The organism is Mixta sp. Marseille-Q2659 (assembly GCF_940807255.1).
Lineage (GTDB): Bacteria > Pseudomonadota > Gammaproteobacteria > Enterobacterales > Enterobacteriaceae > Mixta.
On record NZ_CALNWY010000016.1, the window covers coordinates 15,061 to 33,612 of the forward strand.

Genomic DNA, 18,552 nt, shown 5'->3' on the forward strand with positions numbered 1-18,552 from the left:
TATATCTCACAGCCTGACCCGCTGCCGCTTTTCTTTCCTGCCGCTGGCGCTACAGTCAACTCATCCGACCACACAACAATATTTTAACATTCAGGTGCGCAGCGCTATGTCGATCTCCCCTTCTCTTTTCGATCCGCTCGATCTGGGCTTTACCCAACTTAAAAATCGCGTACTGATGGGATCGATGCATACCGGGCTGGAAGAGCGGCCTGACGGCGCCGAGCGGCTGGCCGCCTTCTATGCCGAACGCGCGGCGGGTGGCGTGGCGCTGATCGTCACCGGCGGCATTGCGCCTTCGCCGGAAGGCGTAGTGGTGGCGGGCGGCTCGGTGCTGAATGCGGAAACGGAGCTGGCGCATCACCGGCAGATTACCGAGGCGGTGCATCGTCACGATGGTAAAATCGCCATGCAGATCCTGCACGCCGGGCGCTACAGCTATCAGCCGTCGCTGGTGGCGCCCTCGCCGATCCAGGCACCGATCAACCCTTTCACCCCACAGGCGTTAACCCATCAGGCGATTCTGCAGCTGATTGCGGATTTTGCCCGCTGCGCGGCGCTGGCTCAGCAGGCTGGCTATGACGGCGTCGAAATTATGGGTTCGGAAGGGTATCTGATAAACCAGTTCCTGACCGCGCGCACCAATCAGCGCAACGATGAATGGGGCGGCGACTTTCCGCGCCGGATGCGTTTTGCGCTGCGCGTTCTGCAGGCGGTACGCCAGGCCGTCGGGCCGGAGTTTATTATTATTTACCGGCTGTCGATGCTCGATCTGGTGCCGGACGGCAACACGCTGGAGGAGACGATTCAGCTGGCGCAGGCGATCGAAGCGGCGGGCGCGACGCTGATTAATACCGGCATCGGCTGGCACGAAGCACGTATTCCCACCATCGCCACCTCGGTTCCCCGCGCCGCCTTTGGCTGGGTAACGCGCACGCTGCGTCAGCATCTGACGCTGCCGCTGATCGCCACCAACCGCATCAATCAACCGGAAGTGGCGCAGCAGCTGTTGGATGAAGGCTGTGCGGATATGATCTCAATGGCGCGCCCTTTTCTGGCCGATGCCGCTTTTGTCAGCAAAGCCCAGGCCAACCGCGCCGCCGAGATCAATACCTGTATCGCCTGCAATCAGGCCTGCCTCGACCAGATTTTTGCCGGTAAGGTGACCTCCTGTCTGGTCAACCCGCGCGCCTGTCACGAAACGCTGCTGCCGGTTACGCCAGCCGCTCAGCGGAAAAAGCTGGCGGTGGTAGGCGCAGGCCCGGCGGGAATGGCGTTTGCGGTGAATGCCGCCATGCGCGGCCATCAGGTTACGCTGTTCGACGCTGCTGGCGAGATCGGCGGACAGTTTAATGTGGCGCGCCAAATTCCCGGCAAAGCGGAATTTAATGAAACGCTGCGTTATTACCGCACTCAGCTGGCGCGTTATGAGGTTGATCTGCGGTTAAACTGCCGCGTTGCAGCGGATATGCTGGGCGATTTTGATGAGATCGTGCTGGCGACCGGCATCGTACCGCGCACGCCGGATATTGCGGGCATTACACATCGCAAAGTGCTTAGCTACCTTGACGTACTGCGCGACAAAAAACCGGTCGGTCAGCGCGTAGCGATTATCGGCGCGGGCGGCATTGGATTTGATACCGCCAGCTATCTGAGCCATAGCAATCGTGACGACAGCTTGGATATTGCCGCTTTTTGCCAGCAGTGGGGCATTGATCAGAGCCTGCAACGGCGCGGCGGCTTAGCCCAGCCACAGTCGCCGACCAGCCCGCGTCAAATCTGGCTGCTCCAGCGTAAAGCCGGCAAGCCGGGCGCCGGACTGGGGAAAACTACCGGCTGGATCCACCGCAGCAGCCTGCAGGCGCGCGGCGTGGAGATGTGGGGCAATGTGCAATATCTGCGCGTCGATGATGACGGTCTGCATATTCTGCGCGACGGCAGCCCGATAACGCTGCCGGTGGATAATGTGATTATCTGCGCGGGGCAAGAGCCAAACCGGGCATTGGCCGCGGCGCTCGCGCCGCTGGGCACGCCGCTGCATATTATCGGCGGCGCTGACGTGGCGCTGGAGCTGGATGCGCGGCGCGCTATTACGCAAGGTACAGCGCTGGCGCTGACCTTGTAATCAGCGCAGCTTGACTGAACGCAGCACCACAAACTTGTTGTTCGACGCCACGGTGGTGCAGTTGCCGAACAGCTTTTTCATTTTGCGGTAGTAGTCGAGATGACGATTGCCGACGATGCGCAGTTCGCCGCCATATTGCAGGCAACGGCGCGCATCGCGAAACATCTGCCAGGCGATATGATCGGTGATGGCGCTCTGCTGATGGAACGGCGGATTGCACAGCACCGCGTGCAGGCGATCCGCCGGAAAACCGCTCAGCGCGTTATTCACCTGAAAGTGGCTGCGCGCCATATCCTGCGGGCGGTTAACCTCTACGTTCATCCGGCTGGACGCCACCGCCATCCACGACTCATCCATAAAATGCACCTCCGCCTCTGGGTTCATCTCCAGCGCCAGCAGGCCGATGACGCCGTTGCCACAGCCGAGATCGACAATTTCGCCCGCGATATTATCGGGCAGATGCTGCATAAAAAGGCGCGCGCCAATATCCAGTCCGCTGCGTGAAAAAACGTTGGCGTGGTTATGGATCTGATACGCGGTGCCATCCAGCGGCCAGCTTAGCGTTTCCGCCTGCGGCTTCAGCGCGGGGGCCGAATATGTGCTGTAAACCAGACGCGCTTTTTTCCAGGCCAGCGACGTTTTCGTCGGGCCAAGGATGCGTTCAAAAAGCTGTAGCGTAGAGGTATGAATATCTTTGGCGCGTGCGCCGGCGATAATTACCGTTTCCGGCGTGACGACATCACGCAGTTGACGCAGCTGATGCTCCAGCAGCGCCAGCGTACGAGGGATTTTGATCAGCACACAGGCGGGCGCTGCAGGCAACGGTGCCAGGCTGTCGAGAAAAGTCACGCGATCTTCATCCAGCTGGTTATCACGCAGGTTTTGCCGCGCCGCCTGCTGGCTGATCCATGAGTCGCTGATGCTGTACAGCGGACGATCGAGCGCACAGGCAAGCGCGCCAAAGCTGTCGTTAAACACCAGCAGCGGCCCCTGCTCCGGCAGCGTTTGCTGCAGCAGATATTCATCGGCGGCATCCCACGCCTGTAGCGGGTTTTCCTCCTGCATACGCGGGAAGCGGTGTAAGGTCAGCGTGCGTTGGCTCAGTTCTAATTGGCTCATGGATCCCTCGGCGTGGTACTATTGCGCATCTTTTCGCCCCGAAAGCGGGGGCGCAGTATACTGCCTTTTTATTCGAGCCGCGTCATGTCGTCGTTAATTTATCTGCAGGGCTATCCCGAAACGCTGCTGCGCCAGGTACAAACCCTTATCGATCAGCAGCGCCTCGGCGAAGTGCTGCAAAAGCGCTATCCCGCCACGCACAATATTACCAGCGATAAAGCGCTGTACGACTACACGCTGGCGCTGAAAAACCGCTATTTACGCAACGCCGCGCCGCTGAACAAAGTGATTTACGACAGCAAGATCCGCGTAATCAAACATGCGCTCGGCCTGCATACGGCGGTGTCGCAGGTACAGGGCGGCAAGCTGAAAGCCCGCGCCGAGATCCGCGTCGCCACGCTGTTTCGCCAGGCGCCGGAAGCTTTTCTGCGCATGATCGTGGTACATGAACTGGCGCATATCAAAGAAAAAGATCACAACAAAGCCTTTTATCAGCTCTGCTGCCATATGGAGCCGGACTATCATCAGCTGGAGTTTGATACCCGGCTGTGGCTGACGCATCAGGCGCTGCAGGGCAACGCCGATTAAATAAAATCTTTCGCTTTCTGGATCAGGCTGGTTTTGGTTAACACGCCGAGATATTTTCGATCCTGCGGATTATTCAATACCGGCAGACGCTCCAGCGTCACCTGGGCAAAGGCTTCCCAGCCTTCGCGGATCGTCTGATTGCGGAATACGCAGGGAAACTGCGCGTCCATCACCAGAATCACCGGCGAATCGAGCGTAATTTCGCGATCGAGAATTTTGCGCGAAATATCATGAATCGAAACCACGCCGAGGAAATGCCCCAGATCATTAATTACATAGACATAGCGCTCTTTTTTCAATGAGCTAACCGCCAGCGCGCGCCCCACCGATTCATGCGGCTGCAGCGCCGCGCCGGGCACAATAAACTGCTCGATAATGCCGTTATCGAAGTCCAGCTTGGCGTCCGCACGATTAAAGTGCTGGGTGACCACCGGATAGGTGCTAACCGCCTGTAAACGCCAGGCAAACATCGCCGCCAGCACGCTGGCAATCATCACCGGAAACAGCAGGCTGCTGTTGAGCGTCATCTCCAGTGCCATCAGCATTGCCATCAGCGGCGCCTGACTTACCGCCGCCAGCACCGCCCCCATGCCTATCACGGCAAACAGCAGCGCATTGCCGACCGGCAGTCCCGCCTGGACGGCCAGCGTGGCGATAATCACACCCAGCAGCGCGCCCACCAGCAGCGACGGCGTAAATAATCCGCCGACCGCGTTCGAGCCGACCGACAGTGCGGTGGCGCTCATTTTTAATATCAGCAGTAGTACCAGCGCAGGCAGCAGATAGTGCCCGGCCATGATTTTCACAATCACTTCGTAACCGTTGCCAAGCACATCGGTAGAAATCAGCGCCAGCACGCCCACCAGCACGCCGCCCAGCCCCAGCCGCAGCGGCAACGATTTCACGCGGGAAAATAGCCGCTTGCTGCGCCCAATCATCTCGATCATAACCCAACCCAGCAGACCGGCCAGCAGGCCCACCAACACCGTCAGCAGCAGCGTGGTGGGATTGAGCTGAAACTGCACCTCGGCAAAGGGATACAAGGCGTTACGAAGGCCCAGCGACCACATGGTCATCACCGCCGTCGCAGCCGCGATAATCAGCGGGATCAGCCGCTGCAGCGCGGTGATGCCGAAAGCGATCTCCGCAACAAAAATCGCCGACGCCAGCGGGGCGTGATAAACCGAAGCCAGCCCGGCAGCGGCGGCCATCGCGACAATTTCGCTGTTGCTAATAGCGCTTTTTTGAAAACAAAAGCGCCCCATCAGGCTGCCGCATAGCGCCGAAAGCTGCACCATCGGCCCCTCTTTACCAATGGAAGCGCCGCTGCCGATACTGGCGATGGATGAAAGCGCGCGAAACAGCGAGGTTCTGGTGGGCACCGCGTCCAGCCGGGCGTTGATCACTTCCAGATAGTCGGTTTTGCTGGTTTGTTGCCGCTCCAGGCTGGTGGCGTAACGCAGGAAAAAGCCGGCAATCACCCCGCCCAGACCGACAATGAGTGGCCAGCAATACCAGGGCCAGACCGTCATTGCCACCGTGATATCCCGATCGGTATGGAACAGCAATTGATTGATCAGCTCAATCAGGCGGCGAAAGCCCAGCGTAACCAGCGATGCCGCGCAGCCGACCGGAATAGCGATCAGAATTCGGGTCCAGTTGAGTACATGTTTACCGCTGCTCACATCGCATCCTTCTGTTACGGTTCCTGAAGCGGAAAGAGAAACCATCATATTGGAAGGCGGATCGCAGGATCAAATCAACAACGGCGCTTTGCCGTTGCGCAGCTCTCTTCGCGTGCTACCCTGCTTTTCTCAAACCAGCTCAGGAATTTATATGATTCGCTTCGCTATTGTAGGCACTAACTGGATTACGCGGCAGTTTGTCGAGGCCGCCCATCAAACCGGCGCCATGACGCTGACCGCCGTTTACTCGCGTACAAAGGAACAGGCGGAAACATTTGCTCGCGACTATTCGGTTAACCAGCTGTTTGATTCGCTGGAGCAGATGGTCGCCTGTGATGAGATCGATGCGGTTTATATTGCCAGCCCGAACGCCCTGCACTGCGAGCAGGCGCTGCTGTGTATGCGCCATCAGAAACATGTGATTTGTGAAAAGCCGCTGGCCTCTAACCTGGCAGAGCTGGAACAGATGATCGCCTGTGCGATAGAAAACCAGGTCGTCCTGTTCGAAGCCTTTAAAACCGCCAGCCTGCCTGGTTTCCTGGCGCTTAAACAGGCGCTGCCGCAGGTAGGCAGGCTGCGCAAGGTGCTGTTTAACTACTGCCAGTATTCCTCGCGCTATCCGCGTTATCTGAACGGCGAACGGCCAAATACCTTTGAACCGCGCTGGTCCAACGGTTCCGTAATGGATATTGGTTATTACTGTCTGGCGAGCGCGCTGGCATTGTGGGGCGAGCCGCAGCGGGTTCAGGCGCAGGCGACGCTGCTGGAGAGCGGCGTGGACGCGCATGGCTCGGTGATCATGCAGTACGGTGATTTCGACGTCACGCTGTTGCATTCCAAAGTGAGCGATTCCGCTATTCCCAGCGAGATTCAGGGCGAAGCCGGCGCGCTGGTAATTGAAAAGCTTGCGGAAGTGCAACGCCTTACCTTTATCCCACGCGGCGGCACGGCGCAAGATCTGACGCAGCCGCAGCACAGCAATACGATGCGCTACGAAGCGGAGCATTTTGTGCGGCTGGTAACTGAACGACAGATTATGCATGACGGGCTGGCGCTGGCACGTAGCACCGCGCGGTTGCTGACGGAGATTCGCCGTCAAACCGGCGTGATTTTTCCAGCGGATGACCATCGTTAAACCAACAACGCTTTCGGCTATTGCGCATCGTTAAACAACCACGCTTTTCGGCTGACAGAGACAGCACTCTTCAGCCGTTAGCTTAATGCGCGATGTGTCATGTGTCATGTGTCATGTGTCATGTGTCATGTGTCATGTGTCATGTGTCATGTGTCATGCTGACTCATCTGATAGCAAAAATAGATCCATCCAATGTAAATATTTCTAAATATTTCACCCATTACATTGCTTATTACGGAGTCCCCCTCTATCTTTTGCCTCAGCAAAGGGGAGTAACTTGTAAGCCGATCGATCGTCATTACGATGCGTTACGCATCCGGTCATTGGGCAACGGGATCATGTTCTGCGTTGTAAGTGAGACCTTGCCGGAAGGCGGGGCTTTGCTTGCGATAAACAGCGGCTGGCGTCTTCCGACGTTAGCCGTTTTTGTTTACTGACAGGATATAATTTATGCAAACCGTAGGCACACCATTACTCTGGGGCAGTTTTGCCGTTGTCGTGCTGATTATGTTGGCGATCGATCTCTTTTTACAGGGACGGCGCGGCGCCCAAACCATGACGCTAAAACAGGCGGCCGTCTGGTCGCTGGTGTGGGTTTCCGTTTCGCTGCTGTTTGCCGCCGCGTTCTGGTGGTATCTCGAAGGCAGCGCCGGACGCGAAGTCGCCACCACGCAAACCATGGCGTTTTTAACCGGTTATGTACTGGAAAAAGCGCTGGCGGTGGATAACGTTTTCGTCTGGCTGATGCTGTTCGGCTATTTCGCCGTGCCGCCTGCCTATCAGCGCCGCGTGTTGATCTACGGCGTGTTGGGTGCCATCGTACTGCGTACCATCATGATTTTCGCCGGTAGCTGGCTGGTTACCCAGTTTAGCTGGATCCTCTATCTGTTCGGCGCCTTCCTGCTGCTTACCGGCATTAAAATGGCCTTCAGCAAAGAGGACGATGAAAAGTCGGTGGGCGATAAGCCGGTGGTGCGCTGGTTACGCAGCCATCTGCGCATGACCGATACGCTGGAAGGCGAGAAATTTTTTATCCGTCGCAACGGCCTGCTGTACGCAACGCCGCTGCTGCTGGTGTTGATTATGGTTGAGCTGAGCGATGTAATTTTCGCCGTCGACAGTATTCCGGCTATTTTCGCCGTCACCACCGATCCCTTTATTGTGCTGACCTCAAACCTGTTCGCTATTCTCGGCCTGCGCGCGATGTATTTCCTGCTGTCAGGCGTGGCGGAACGCTTCTCTATGCTGAAGTATGGCCTGGCTATCGTGCTGATCTTTATCGGTATTAAGATGCTGATTGTCGATATCTGGCATATTCCGGTCGCGGTTTCCTTAGGCGTAGTGGGTACGATTCTCGGCCTGACCTTGCTGATTAACGCCTGGGTTAATCACAAAAACGATCGCAAGAAAGTAGCTGAAACGAAATGACAACGTAATCTTCTGCGGGGCGCGTAGCGCCCCGTTGATTATTTTGCTCAGACAAGATCAAGCAAATGGAATCACTGTCACAGTTCAATTCATTAGAAATAATGAAAATTGATCTCCAGCCAAAAGAGAGAATTTCTGCTTTTCCTGCCATCGCATTTCCTTATACTCCCCCCGGCAAACACTCACGCTGTTTTTAGCTGCGGCAGCAGCAACGGCCACAATAACAATGACTGGTTCTGATGATGGGAAAAAGCTCTTCCACACTGATTGCACGCCTGTTCGGCGGCAGTCTGGTAAAACAAATCATGGTTGGCCTGGCGGCCGGTATCGCGCTCGCCTGGTTTTCCAAAGAGACCGCGCTGGCGGTAGGCCTGTTTGGGACGCTGTTTGTCAGTGCGCTCAAAGCGGTCGCGCCGCTGTTGGTTCTGGTGCTGGTGATTGCCTCCATTGCTAATCACAAGCAGGGACATAAATCCAATATCCGCCCGATTATTCTGCTTTATCTGTTAAGCACCTTCTTTGCGGCAGTGGTTGCGGTGGTATGCAGCCATCTCTATCCGCAGGAACTGACGCTGAGCGCCGCGCAAACCGAAATTACGCCGCCTTCCGGCATTGTTGAGGTATTAAACGGCCTGCTGATGAGCATGGTGGCGAATCCTTTCGATGCGTTAATGCACGCTAACTATATCGGCATTTTGGTGTGGGCGATTGGTCTGGGCATTGCGTTCCGTCACAGCAGCGATACCACCAAACAGCTGCTTAATGATGCGTCTAATGCCGTGACTTGGGTGGTACGCATCGTGATCCGCTGCGCGCCGCTGGGCATCTTTGGCCTGGTAGCTTCGATTCTGGCGTCAACCGGCTTTTCGGCGCTGTGGGATTATGCCCATCTGCTGACGCTGCTGATTGGCTGTATGCTGCTGATGGCGCTGGTGTTTAACCCGATGCTGGTCTGGTGGAAGATCCGCCGCAACCCTTATCCGCTGGTGTTTACCTGCCTGCGTGAAAGTGGCGTTACGGCCTTCTTTACCCGCAGCTCGGCGGCCAACATACCGGTAAATATGGCGCTGGCGAAAAAGCTGAACCTGGATGAGGATACCTATTCGGTTTCCATTCCGCTGGGCGCGACCATCAGTATGGCTGGCGCCTCCATTACCATTACCGTGCTGACGCTGGCAGCGGTAAACACGTTGGGCATTCACGTTGACGTGCCGACGGCGGTACTGCTCAGCCTGGTCGCCTCGCTGTGCGCCTGCGGCGCATCCGGCGTCGCGGGCGGCTCGCTGCTGCTGATTCCGGTGGCCTGTAATATGTTCGGCATCCCTAACGATGTGGCGATGCAGGTAGTCGCGGTCGGCTTTATTATTGGCGTCCTGCAGGATTCGGCGGAAACCGCGCTGAACTCCTCTACCGATATTCTGTTTACCGCCGCCGTTTGTCAGGCCGACGAACAGCGCGAAGCGTCAAAAAGCATTGGCTAAAAGCCAAACTTTCTTTGTAACCAGAGTGAGTTTGGTGATGTAAAAACAGAAGACGCCAGGCCTGTTTCCTGAACAAGCTACGGCCTGTAATCCCGCCCTGTACGGCGTTCGGCTGCTATTTCAGGCTAATGAGATAACCTGTGTTCTGACGTTTTCCATAAATCTTAAGAAAACCCGGCATCAGCCGGGCTTTTTCTGGGGGTTACTTCATGGTTTTTTGTGCTATCTCTTGCCTGATTTCGACCATGACATCCCGCATTGTTTCAAGGCATTCCGCAGCCGCTGGGCCAGCCATTTTTAGCGCCGGTTCAGCCTTCGCAAAATAATCTTCAATTTGCACCTGTGTAAAACGGTTCATACCAGGAATGCTGCATATTAGCGAAGTACCGAAACGCTGCTTCAGGCGGTCTGTACTCTTGTCCAGCGGCCTGGTTGCGTTAATCACCGATACCGGGTCTTTAATTAGCGCCATGCTAATAGCGGTCGTCAATTCCTCCGCGCGTTCACCATCAAGGCTATCACCAATAGCGTCCATCTTTTCCGGCAGCGCCTGGATCGTTTGGCGGTCTGCCTGTTCTACCTGCCGAATATAAGCGCGCCATCCGCTCGACGATGCCATACACGCTGTCAACAGAATAGAAGCGACCAGAACAACGGCACGTCCAGTCATCTGACCACCTCCAGCGTATTATCCGTTGACTGAATAATTTTATAGCGAATACCTGGCCCCAGGATAATGCAGCCCTCAGAAGCGAAACCGGGTACCGCTGGCGGCTTCCTCTCACCGTGAATACGAAACAGCGAGCGCCCAAAGCTTTCGCCAGAGGTCTGATTAAGGATGATGGTCATTGGCCCTTTTGAATTCGAATGCCCGCTAATACGCCACGTTCCGCGAGGAATTGGCCCCATGCTTTTAACGTGCTGCCGATCCGGATTATTTTTGTTGGTCAGATTACCTGAATAACCTTTGCCCACTAATTTCCCTTTGTGCCATAGCTCGCCGGAACTTTGATAGTATATCCATGCCATAAATTGTTCTCCTTATGCTACGCAGCGTTCCTTCCAGCTATCAGAATGAATAATATTTCCATCCAGATATTTCCAGGTTATTTTTTCATAGTTCATTTCAATTACCTCCATGTGTTCGTGACGCTCATAGTGAGGATCTTTAACATCTTCCATAATTGGCACAACGCAGGTAATGCGGACGTTCTCAAGGAATACGTTGAAATATTCCTCTTCCTGTCCGGCGTAATTAATTCGATAGAATTTAAGCTCTGCTGATTTTAAAAGCTTCCCAGCGCTAACGAATTGATAAAGGTATGGGCTGGAAGCGTCTAACGCTTTGGTAAGGACAAAAGGCGCATGTTCACGTGTTGCCGTTATTTTGCCGGACAGCGCATCGGTAGGGAGCGATACTGCGTGAGCCAACGCGGTTATCTCTATGCTTCCCTCACGTTGATGTACCTCTACAGAGCCTTTGACGGGGTTTCCACCATCGTCCATTAACCATAAATAAACAGGTATAGCCATTCAACGAACTCCTTTTCGTAACAAGGGAGATAATTATTATATTTTTTTCTGTTACGGTTAAAAAGCCATCTGAAATTTTATTGATATAAATTAAAAAAATTTATCGATTTTGATTTTTCGTTTTAACCGGAAGGGATATATGGCAAGGGTGAGCGGAACATTAAATGTTAGGGACTAAAGTTCAACAAGTAATAGCCGTCGTATTTTTTCCCGTCAGGCTGGGAGCCTGTTAATCTAATCTGCGATGAGATTTGAAAAAGCAACCGTACCGTTACGCTCTCCAGAAAAATCGGCGACGAGTTGATATAGATGATGCCGCTATCAATAGGTCGCCGAAGTCCTGTCGGTTTTAATATCAACGTTAATATTGTCGATATAATTATTGTTGGCTTACAGCGTCACGCCGCTTTTGAAAATGGCCAGCTCGCGGAAATCATTGCGCTCATTGTTGGTCAGTTTGCCGTTGGCGACCTCCACAATGTAATCCACAAAGCTATCCAGCAAACTCTCCATGGCCATGCCCTGCACCAGCGGCCCGGCGTTAAAATCGATCCAGTGCGGTTTGCGCTCTGCCAGCTCGCTGTTGGTGGCGATTTTCACCGTCGGAACAAAGCCGCCGTAAGGCGTGCCGCGTCCGGTGGTGAACAGCACCATATGGCAGCCTGCGCCCGCCAGCGCGCTGGTGGCGACCGCATCGTTGCCCGGCGCGCTTAGCAGATTCAGCCCCGGCTGACGCAGGCGCTCGCCATACTTCAGCACGTCCACTACCTTGCTCTGCCCCGCTTTTTGCGTACAACCCAGCGATTTTTCCTCCAGCGTGGTGATGCCGCCCGCTTTATTACCCGGCGACGGATTTTCATAAATCGGCTGCTGGTGGGCGATAAAGTAGCGCTTGAAGTCATTGATCATCGCCACGGTTTTTTCAAAGGTCGCTTCGTCCCGACAGCGGCTCATCAAAATACGCTCCGCACCGAACATTTCCGGTACTTCGGTCAGCACGGTGGTGCCGCCGTTGGCGATCATCCGATCGGAGAAGCGTCCCAGCAGCGGGTTGGCGGTGATGCCGGAGAAACCATCGGAACCGCCGCACTCCAGGCCAAACCTCAGCTCGCTCAGCCGTCCAGCCTCGCGCCGATCGTGACGCATCACCTGATAGAGCTGATGCAAACGTGCTAATCCCGCTTCAACTTCATCTTCCTGCTGCTGACAGATCATAAAGCTGACGCGATCGCTGTCGTAGCCGCCCAGCGTCTCGCGAAATATGTCTACCTGATTGTTTTCGCAGCCGAGGCCGATCACCAGCACGGCGCCGGCATTGGGATGGCGCACCATATTTTGCAGCATGGTGCGGGTGTTCTCATGATCCTGGCCGAGCTGCGAGCAGCCAAACGGATGGCTGAACAGATGCACGCCGTCGATGTCGGCGGCATCGTCGCTTTCACGCAGAAAGCGCTGCAGGATTTGACGCGCAATGCCGTTAACGCAGCCCACCGTCGGCAGGATCCACAGCTCGTTGCGGATTCCAACCTCGCCATTGGCGCGGCGGTAAACCTGAATCTCCCGATCGGCCGCCTGCGGCGGCAGCGTAATAAAATCGGGCTGGTACTGATACTCATCCAGATCGCTGAGATTGGTGCGCGCATTTTGCGCATGAACATGCTCGCCTGCGGCAATCGGCTGTGTTGCATGACCAATCGGCAAACCGTATTTGATCACATGCTCATCGACGGCAATCGATCGCAGCGCAAATTTATGTCCGCGAGCAACCGGCTGACGCAACGTGACGGTAACGTCATCCAGCGTCAGCACGCTACCCTCATCAAGATCGCTGAGCGCGACGGCGACATTGTCGCGCGGCGCTATTTTAATCGCTTGCTGCATAGCCGGTATTCCTCACTGTGGTAATGCCGCTCGCATGCCGTGAGCGGTAATATTTTGCAGGTGTTGCGTGACGGCCTCGACGAGGCCCGGCTGTTGACTGAGATCGCACTGCCAGTGTTGCTCATCGCTCAGCACCGCGCTGACCAACTGCTGGAGCGAAATTGCGCCCTGCGCCTGCTGTGACCAGAGCGTGGCAAAGCGATCCAGCCACTGGGCGTCATCCTGAAGCGGATAACGTTCGCCGTTGCGCTCGCCGCGGTAGTAAGCGATCAGCGCCGCCAGCGCAAAGGTAATGCGCGTCGGCCACTGGCCGCGTTGCTGATGCGCGGTCAGCAGCTGCGGCAGCAGACGCGTGCGGAATTTGGTCATGCTGTTCAGGGCAATGGCGGAGAGCTGATGGCGAATAAAGGGATTGCGGAAACGTCCCAGTACCGCGTCCGCAAAGCGATGCAGATCGTCTGCCGGCAGATCGAGCCCCGGAATCACTTCCTCGCGCAGCAGATTGTCGATAAAGGTGGCGATTTGCGCATCGTCCATCGCTTCGCCCACGGTATTCAGTCCGGCAAGCCAGGCGATCGGCACCATCGCCGTATGGGCGCCGTTCAGGATTGCCACCTTCTGCTCTTTCCACGGCTTGATATCGTCCACCAGGCGGATATTGAGCGGCAGCGCGTCGAGTTTTAATTCATCGGCGACCTGTTGCGGCCCCTGGATAACGAACAGGTAAAATACCTCGCCCGCCACCATCAGCGGATCGCGATAGCCAAGCGTGCTGAACAGCGTTTCGGCCTCTTCCGCCGGATAGCCGGGCACGATGCGATCCACCAGCGTGTTGCAGAAAATATTGTGCTGCGCTACCCAGGCGCGGAACTCGGCAGGCAACTGCCAGATTTGCGCATAGCGCAGCACCAGTTCACGCAGCGCGTCGCCGTTATTATCGATCAACTCGCAGGGCAGAATGATCCAGCCTTTATCCGCCGCGCCAGAAAAGTGCTGCCAGCGCGCCCAGAGCAGCTGGGTGACCTTGCCGGGAAAAGATCGCGCCGGACGGTCATCCAGCCGATCTTCGGCGTTAAAGGCAATCCCCGCTTCGGTGGTATTGGAGAACATAAAGCGAATACGCGCGTCCTGCGCCAGTTCGATAAACTGCTCAAACTGACGATACGGCTGAATCTCCTGATTGACCGAGCGAATCAGCCGCGGCTCGCTAACCACTTCTCCCTGCGCATTCAGCCCACGAATCAGCGCGGTATAGAGCCCGTCCTGATGGTTAAGCGTGTAATCGACCTGACGATCGATGGGCCGGATAACCGTGACGCCCGCATCCAGATCGCTGTTCGCATTCAGCAGATCGATCTGCCAGTCGATAAAGGCGCGTAAAAAGTTACCCTCGCCAAACTGGATAATGCGGGTCGGATATTGCGGTCCGGGAAAATTTTTGCGATTAAGGGTTTGCATGGTTTTTCCTCGGATTACAGCTCAATGCCGAAATAGTCGCGGGCGTTGTTGAAACAGATGTTTTTCACCATATTGCCCAGCAGATCGATGTCGGCAGGCGCTTCGCCGTTTTCCACCCAGCGGCCGATCATCTGGCACAGCAAGCGACGGAAATATTCATGGCGCGTATAGGAGAGGAAGCTGCGGCTGTCGGTTAACATACCGACAAAGCGGCTGAGCAGGCCCATTTGGGCCAGCTGCATCATCTGACGCTGCATGCCGTCCAGCTGATCGTTAAACCACCAGGCGGAACCAAACTGCATTTTGCCCGGCTCGCCTTCACCCTGGAAATTGCCAGCCATGGTTGCCAGCACTTCGTTATCGCGTGGGTTCAGGCAATAAAGGATGGTTTTCGGCAGCGCGTTATTGCGGTTTTGCGCATCCAGCAGGCGCGCCAGCGGCTCAGCCATCGGACGATCGTTAATCGAATCGAAGCCGACATCTGGCCCCAGCAGCTGCAGCTGACGACGGTTGTTATTGCGTAACGCACCGATGTGATATTGCTGCACCCAGCCGCGACGGGCGTATTCCGCGCCCAGCCAGACCAGCACTGCGGTTTTAAACTGCGCCACTTCCTGTTCGGACGGCGCGCTGCCCTGCAGACGACGCGCCAGAATCGCATCCAACTCGCTCTCATCCGCTTCAGCAAACAGCACTACATCCAACGCATGGTCGGACACTTTGCAGCCGTGCGCGGCAAAGTGGTCCAGACGCTTGCTTAAGGCACGGCGCAAATCATCAAAGCGGCCAATGTCGATATCCGCAACGACGCCCAGCTTCTGCATATAGTCGTTAAAGCCTTCGGCTTCGATATTGAAGGCTTTGTCAGGACGCCAGCTCGGCAGTACTTTGATACCGAAACTTGCATCCTGCGCCAGGCGCTGATGATGTTGTAAGTCGTCAATCGGATCGTCGGTAGTGCCCACCATGCGTACGTTCATCTGCTGCATGATGCCGCGCGCGGTAAAGTCATCCTGCTCCAGCAGAGCGTTACATTCATCCCAAATACGATCGGCGGTTTTTTCCGAGAGCAGGACGTTAGTAATGCCGAACGGACGACGCAATTCAAGATGCGTCCAGTGATAGAGCGGGTTGCCGATAGTGTGCGGCACGGTGCGCGCCCAGGCATTGAATTTTTCACGATCGCTGGCATCGCCGGTGCAAAGCGCTTCCGGTACACCATTTGCGCGCATCGCACGCCATTTATAGTGATCGCCCTTCAGCCAGATGTCATACAGATTGTTAAAACGGTAGTTGTCCGCAATCTGCTGCGGCGGCAGATGACAGTGGTAATCAAAGATAGGCTGATCGGCCGCGTAGTCATGATACAGACGGCGGGAAAATTCACTATCGAGTAAAAAATCTTCGGTCATAAAACGGGACATTCCGGTCTCCTCTTACATGAACGTAGCGGATGCGTTCAGCTGATGGCAGAAAAGCTATCATACCAATTGCGCGAGCCGCAGAGATTAATTTGAGATCTGACTCACATATCAGACAACTTTACGCGACCGGTTTAGCGAAAAATTCCCTTCCAGCCCAGTAATCATCTGACGTTTCTTAGATTTAAGTATCCCACATTGCAAAAATGGTTTTTGTGATGGCATTCAACTTTTAAATCGGTATGACAAGTTATCGTCAACCCGTCAGTTTTAATGAAAAGAAATCGCTTTAAAAGGTAAAGAATGGAAAAGAGCAAAAGCAGGGATTTGCTCAACAACGCTTTCTGTCCGCAGTGGTCAGCGGGAAGACCCGCATCAGATAACAACAGCGGCACCGCCGCAAACCGAACTGGAAGAGGTATGACATGCGTAAAATAAAAGGGCTACGCTGGTATATGATCGGTCTGGTGACCATCGGTACCGTGCTGGGTTACCTGACGCGTAACGCCATTGCCGTAGCTGCGCCTACGCTCGAAGAACAGCTTCATATCACCACCCAACAGTACTCCTACATTGTGGCGGCTTACTCCGCCTGTTACACCATCATGCAACCGGTCGCCGGCTATATTCTGGATATTCTCGGCACCAAAATCGGTTATGCGGTGTTTGCCATTATGTGGGCAATCTTTTGCGCCGCGACCGCGCTGGCAGGCAGCTGGGGAGGTCTGGCTATCGCACGCGGCGCCGTCGGTGCGGCTGAGGCGGCAATGATTCCGGCAGGCCTGAAGGCGAGCAGCGAATGGTTCCCTGCCAAAGAGCGTTCTATCGCGGTGGGCTATTTTAATGTGGGTTCTTCTATCGGCGCGATGGTGGCGCCGCCGCTGGTGGTCTGGGCGATTGTCGCTCACAGCTGGCAAATGGCCTTTATCATTACCGGTGCGCTGAGCCTGACCTGGGCGCTCTGCTGGCTGATCTTCTATAAACATCCAAAACAGCAGAAAAAGCTGAGCGATGAAGAACGTGACTACATTCTTTCTGGTCAGGAAGCGCACCATCAAGTCAATAACAGCAAAAAAATGAGCGCCGGTCAGATCCTGCGTAACCGCCAGTTCTGGGGCATCGCGCTGCCGCGCTTTCTGGCGGAACCGGCCTGGGGCACGTTTAACGCCGATCCGCTGTTTATGTTCAAAGTTTACGGTTTTAACCTGAAAGAGATCGCCATGTTCGCCTGGATGCCGATGCTGTTCGCCGATCTCGGCTGCATTCTTGGCGGATACCTGCCTCCGCTGTTTCAACGCTGGTTCGGCGTCAACCTGATTGTTTCGCGCAAACTGGTGGTGACCATGGGCGCGGTGCTGATGATCGCACCGGGCACTATCGGCCTGTTTACCAGTCCGTATGTGGCGATTGGCCTGCTGTGTGTCGGCGGCTTTGCTCATCAGGCGCTTTCCGGCGCGCTGATTACGCTCTCTTCCGACGTTTTTGGCCGTAACGAAGTAGCGACGGCGAACGGCCTGACCGGCATGGCAGCCTGGACCGCCAGTACCATGTTCGCGCTGGTCGTCGGCGCGCTGGCTGATACGCTGGGCTTCAGCCCGCTGTTTGCCGCGCTGGCCGTGTTTGATCTGTTAGGCGCCGTGGTTATCTGGACCGTACTGAAGAACAAACCGGTTTCCGAACTGGAACAGGAACAGGCAACACCGGTCGGCGAGCCGGTTCGTAACTAACCCCCTGCAGACGTGCGTCCCGTGACGCACGTCTGCGCGTTTCCTCGCAATTCCTCTCCGCTGTTCATTTCAGACATTGGCCTGCACGCCGGTAAGTGGTATAACAACTTACAGCACTCACCTGTTATGGATAGATATATGGATACCAGCGAACCACGCCGACTTTATCAACAGCTGGCCACCGAGCTAAAAACCCGCATCGAAGCCGGACAATATCGGGTTGGCGATAAGCTGCCCGCCGAGCGTCTGATTGCTGAGGAGATGCAGGTTAGCCGCACCGTGGTGCGTGAAGCGATTATTATGCTGGAGGTGGAAGGCTACGTTGAAGTACGCAAAGGCTCCGGCATTCATGTGATTTCCATCCAGCAAAATCAGCGCGTCGTTACCCACAGCCAGCTGGAATTTGCTAATTTTGGCCCCTTTGAACTGCTGCAGGCGCGCCAGCTTATCGAAAGCAATGTGGCGGAGTTTGCCGCTACGCGCGTGACGCGCCAGGATATTGTCCAGTTGATGGCGATTCAGGAAGAAGCGCGTAAAGAAGACCGCTTTCGCGATTCCGAATGGGACATGCGTTTTCATGTGCAGATCGCGATGGCGACGCAAAACAGCGCGCTGGCGGCCATCGTGGAAAAGATGTGGCTGCATCGCACCCATAACCCGTACTGGCTGAAGCTGCATGAACATATCGACGAACGCTCTATCGGCAGTTGGTGCAACGATCACGATATGATTCTTAAAGCGCTGATGCGTAAAGATCCCGCCGCCGCCAAGCTGGCAATGTGGCAACATCTGGAAAATACGCGTCAAATGCTGTTCGACGCCACCACCGATGATTTTGAATTTAACATTGACCGCTACATGTTCGCCGAAAATCCGGTGATTTTGCCCGATACTTCCTCTTCACGCTAAAAACAGACGCTTTGGACAACAAAGCGTCTAAAGTCAGAAAACTTCCTTTAGTGTCAGCCTGTGTA

16 protein-coding genes are annotated in these 18,552 nt (G+C 55.4%); 8 read left to right on the top strand and 8 right to left on the bottom strand.

The genetic code is table 11. The annotated features are described in order from the left end of the window. The first annotated feature begins 106 nt into the window (after positions 1-106). On the top strand, positions 107-2,122 hold the full coding sequence (locus P3C52_RS12640) for an NADPH-dependent 2,4-dienoyl-CoA reductase (protein ID WP_275555345.1): 2,016 nt from the start codon (positions 107-109) through the stop codon (positions 2,120-2,122). Here P3C52_RS12640 and rlmG read toward each other — a convergent pair whose 3' ends face one another. Next, positions 2,123-3,241, bottom strand: coding sequence for a 23S rRNA (guanine(1835)-N(2))-methyltransferase RlmG (gene rlmG / locus P3C52_RS12645; RefSeq protein ID WP_275555346.1), 1,119 nt, complete (start codon positions 3,239-3,241; stop codon positions 2,123-2,125). An 84-nt stretch (positions 3,242-3,325) separates the two neighbouring features. Between rlmG and P3C52_RS12650 the strand changes: the two genes are divergently transcribed. Further along, positions 3,326-3,829, top strand: a complete 504-nt coding sequence (locus P3C52_RS12650; RefSeq protein ID WP_275555347.1) for a M48 family metallopeptidase — start codon at positions 3,326-3,328, stop codon at positions 3,827-3,829. On the opposite strand, the gene P3C52_RS12655 is transcribed toward P3C52_RS12650, so the two are convergent. After that, on the bottom strand, positions 3,826-5,514 hold the full coding sequence (locus tag P3C52_RS12655; protein ID WP_275555348.1) for a chloride channel protein: 1,689 nt from the start codon (positions 5,512-5,514) through the stop codon (positions 3,826-3,828). The two genes, P3C52_RS12650 and P3C52_RS12655, sit on opposite strands and share 4 nt — an antisense overlap. A 151-nt stretch (positions 5,515-5,665) precedes the next feature. Between P3C52_RS12655 and P3C52_RS12660 the strand changes: the two genes are divergently transcribed. The 4 genes from P3C52_RS12660 to sstT all read left to right on the top strand — a co-directional run bounded on the left by P3C52_RS12660 (position 5,666) and on the right by sstT (position 9,558). After that, a complete protein-coding gene (locus tag P3C52_RS12660) occupies positions 5,666-6,649 on the top strand; it encodes a Gfo/Idh/MocA family oxidoreductase (protein WP_275555349.1) in 984 nt (327 codons plus the stop codon). A gap of 155 nt (positions 6,650-6,804) precedes the next feature. Further along, on the top strand, positions 6,805-7,086 hold the full coding sequence (locus tag P3C52_RS12665) for a hypothetical protein (RefSeq protein ID WP_275555350.1): 282 nt from the start codon (positions 6,805-6,807) through the stop codon (positions 7,084-7,086). Positions 7,087-7,099: 13 nt separating this feature from the next. Beyond that, a complete protein-coding gene (locus tag P3C52_RS12670) occupies positions 7,100-8,077 on the top strand; it encodes a TerC family protein (protein WP_275555351.1) in 978 nt (325 codons plus the stop codon). Between the two features lie 242 nt (positions 8,078-8,319). Beyond that, positions 8,320-9,558: a serine/threonine transporter SstT gene (gene sstT, locus P3C52_RS12675; RefSeq protein ID WP_275555410.1), complete on the top strand. Its 1,239-nt coding sequence runs from the start codon at positions 8,320-8,322 to the stop codon at positions 9,556-9,558. Positions 9,559-9,760: 202 nt separating this feature from the next. Here sstT and P3C52_RS12680 read toward each other — a convergent pair whose 3' ends face one another. From P3C52_RS12680 to uxaC, 6 genes are all read right to left on the bottom strand, one after another. Continuing rightward, positions 9,761-10,228 carry a hypothetical protein gene (locus P3C52_RS12680; RefSeq protein ID WP_275555352.1) on the bottom strand — a complete coding sequence of 156 codons (468 nt, stop codon included), beginning with the start codon at positions 10,226-10,228 and terminating at the stop codon, positions 9,761-9,763. Next, positions 10,225-10,587, bottom strand: coding sequence for a tlde1 domain-containing protein (locus P3C52_RS12685; RefSeq protein WP_275555354.1), 363 nt, complete (start codon positions 10,585-10,587; stop codon positions 10,225-10,227). Before P3C52_RS12685 ends, P3C52_RS12680 begins: the two co-directional genes overlap by 4 nt. A 12-nt stretch (positions 10,588-10,599) precedes the next feature. Then, positions 10,600-11,091, bottom strand: a complete 492-nt coding sequence (gene tssD, locus P3C52_RS12690; protein WP_275555355.1) for a type VI secretion system tube protein TssD — start codon at positions 11,089-11,091, stop codon at positions 10,600-10,602. Between the two features lie 390 nt (positions 11,092-11,481). Beyond that, positions 11,482-12,972, bottom strand: coding sequence for an altronate dehydratase family protein (locus tag P3C52_RS12695; protein ID WP_275555356.1), 1,491 nt, complete (start codon positions 12,970-12,972; stop codon positions 11,482-11,484). 12 nt (positions 12,973-12,984) lie between these two features. Next, complete coding sequence (locus tag P3C52_RS12700) at positions 12,985-14,430, bottom strand: tagaturonate reductase (RefSeq protein WP_275555357.1); 1,446 nt, start codon at positions 14,428-14,430, stop codon at positions 12,985-12,987. A 14-nt stretch (positions 14,431-14,444) separates the two neighbouring features. Then, positions 14,445-15,854, bottom strand: a complete 1,410-nt coding sequence (gene uxaC, locus P3C52_RS12705) for a glucuronate isomerase (protein ID WP_275555358.1) — start codon at positions 15,852-15,854, stop codon at positions 14,445-14,447. Positions 15,855-16,276: 422 nt separating this feature from the next. On the opposite strand from uxaC, the gene P3C52_RS12710 reads away from it, so the two are divergent. Both P3C52_RS12710 and exuR read left to right on the top strand, forming a co-directional pair. After that, positions 16,277-17,578 carry an MFS transporter gene (locus tag P3C52_RS12710; RefSeq protein ID WP_275555359.1) on the top strand — a complete coding sequence of 434 codons (1,302 nt, stop codon included), beginning with the start codon at positions 16,277-16,279 and terminating at the stop codon, positions 17,576-17,578. A 138-nt stretch (positions 17,579-17,716) separates the two neighbouring features. After that, on the top strand, positions 17,717-18,487 hold the full coding sequence (exuR, locus tag P3C52_RS12715) for a transcriptional regulator ExuR (protein WP_275555360.1): 771 nt from the start codon (positions 17,717-17,719) through the stop codon (positions 18,485-18,487). Positions 18,488-18,552: the final 65 nt, after the last annotated feature.

Bases quoted from the DNA above. Each gene is read 5' to 3' on its own strand.
- P3C52_RS12640 (WP_275555345.1), top strand. From the start codon at position 107: ATGTCGATCTCCCCTTCTCTTTTCGATCCGCTCGATCTGGGCTTTACC.
- rlmG (WP_275555346.1), bottom strand. From the start codon at position 3,241: ATGAGCCAATTAGAACTGAGCCAACGCACGCTGACCTTACACCGCTTC.
- P3C52_RS12650 (WP_275555347.1), top strand. From the start codon at position 3,326: ATGTCGTCGTTAATTTATCTGCAGGGCTATCCCGAAACGCTGCTGCGC.
- P3C52_RS12660 (WP_275555349.1), top strand. From the start codon at position 5,666: ATGATTCGCTTCGCTATTGTAGGCACTAACTGGATTACGCGGCAGTTT.
- P3C52_RS12665 (WP_275555350.1), top strand. From the start codon at position 6,805: ATGCTGACTCATCTGATAGCAAAAATAGATCCATCCAATGTAAATATT.
- P3C52_RS12670 (WP_275555351.1), top strand. From the start codon at position 7,100: ATGCAAACCGTAGGCACACCATTACTCTGGGGCAGTTTTGCCGTTGTC.
- sstT (WP_275555410.1), top strand. From the start codon at position 8,320: ATGGGAAAAAGCTCTTCCACACTGATTGCACGCCTGTTCGGCGGCAGT.
- P3C52_RS12680 (WP_275555352.1), bottom strand. From the start codon at position 10,228: ATGACTGGACGTGCCGTTGTTCTGGTCGCTTCTATTCTGTTGACAGCG.
- P3C52_RS12685 (WP_275555354.1), bottom strand. From the start codon at position 10,587: ATGGCATGGATATACTATCAAAGTTCCGGCGAGCTATGGCACAAAGGG.
- tssD (WP_275555355.1), bottom strand. From the start codon at position 11,091: ATGGCTATACCTGTTTATTTATGGTTAATGGACGATGGTGGAAACCCC.
- P3C52_RS12695 (WP_275555356.1), bottom strand. From the start codon at position 12,972: ATGCAGCAAGCGATTAAAATAGCGCCGCGCGACAATGTCGCCGTCGCG.
- P3C52_RS12700 (WP_275555357.1), bottom strand. From the start codon at position 14,430: ATGCAAACCCTTAATCGCAAAAATTTTCCCGGACCGCAATATCCGACC.
- uxaC (WP_275555358.1), bottom strand. From the start codon at position 15,854: ATGTCCCGTTTTATGACCGAAGATTTTTTACTCGATAGTGAATTTTCC.
- P3C52_RS12710 (WP_275555359.1), top strand. From the start codon at position 16,277: ATGCGTAAAATAAAAGGGCTACGCTGGTATATGATCGGTCTGGTGACC.
- exuR (WP_275555360.1), top strand. From the start codon at position 17,717: ATGGATACCAGCGAACCACGCCGACTTTATCAACAGCTGGCCACCGAG.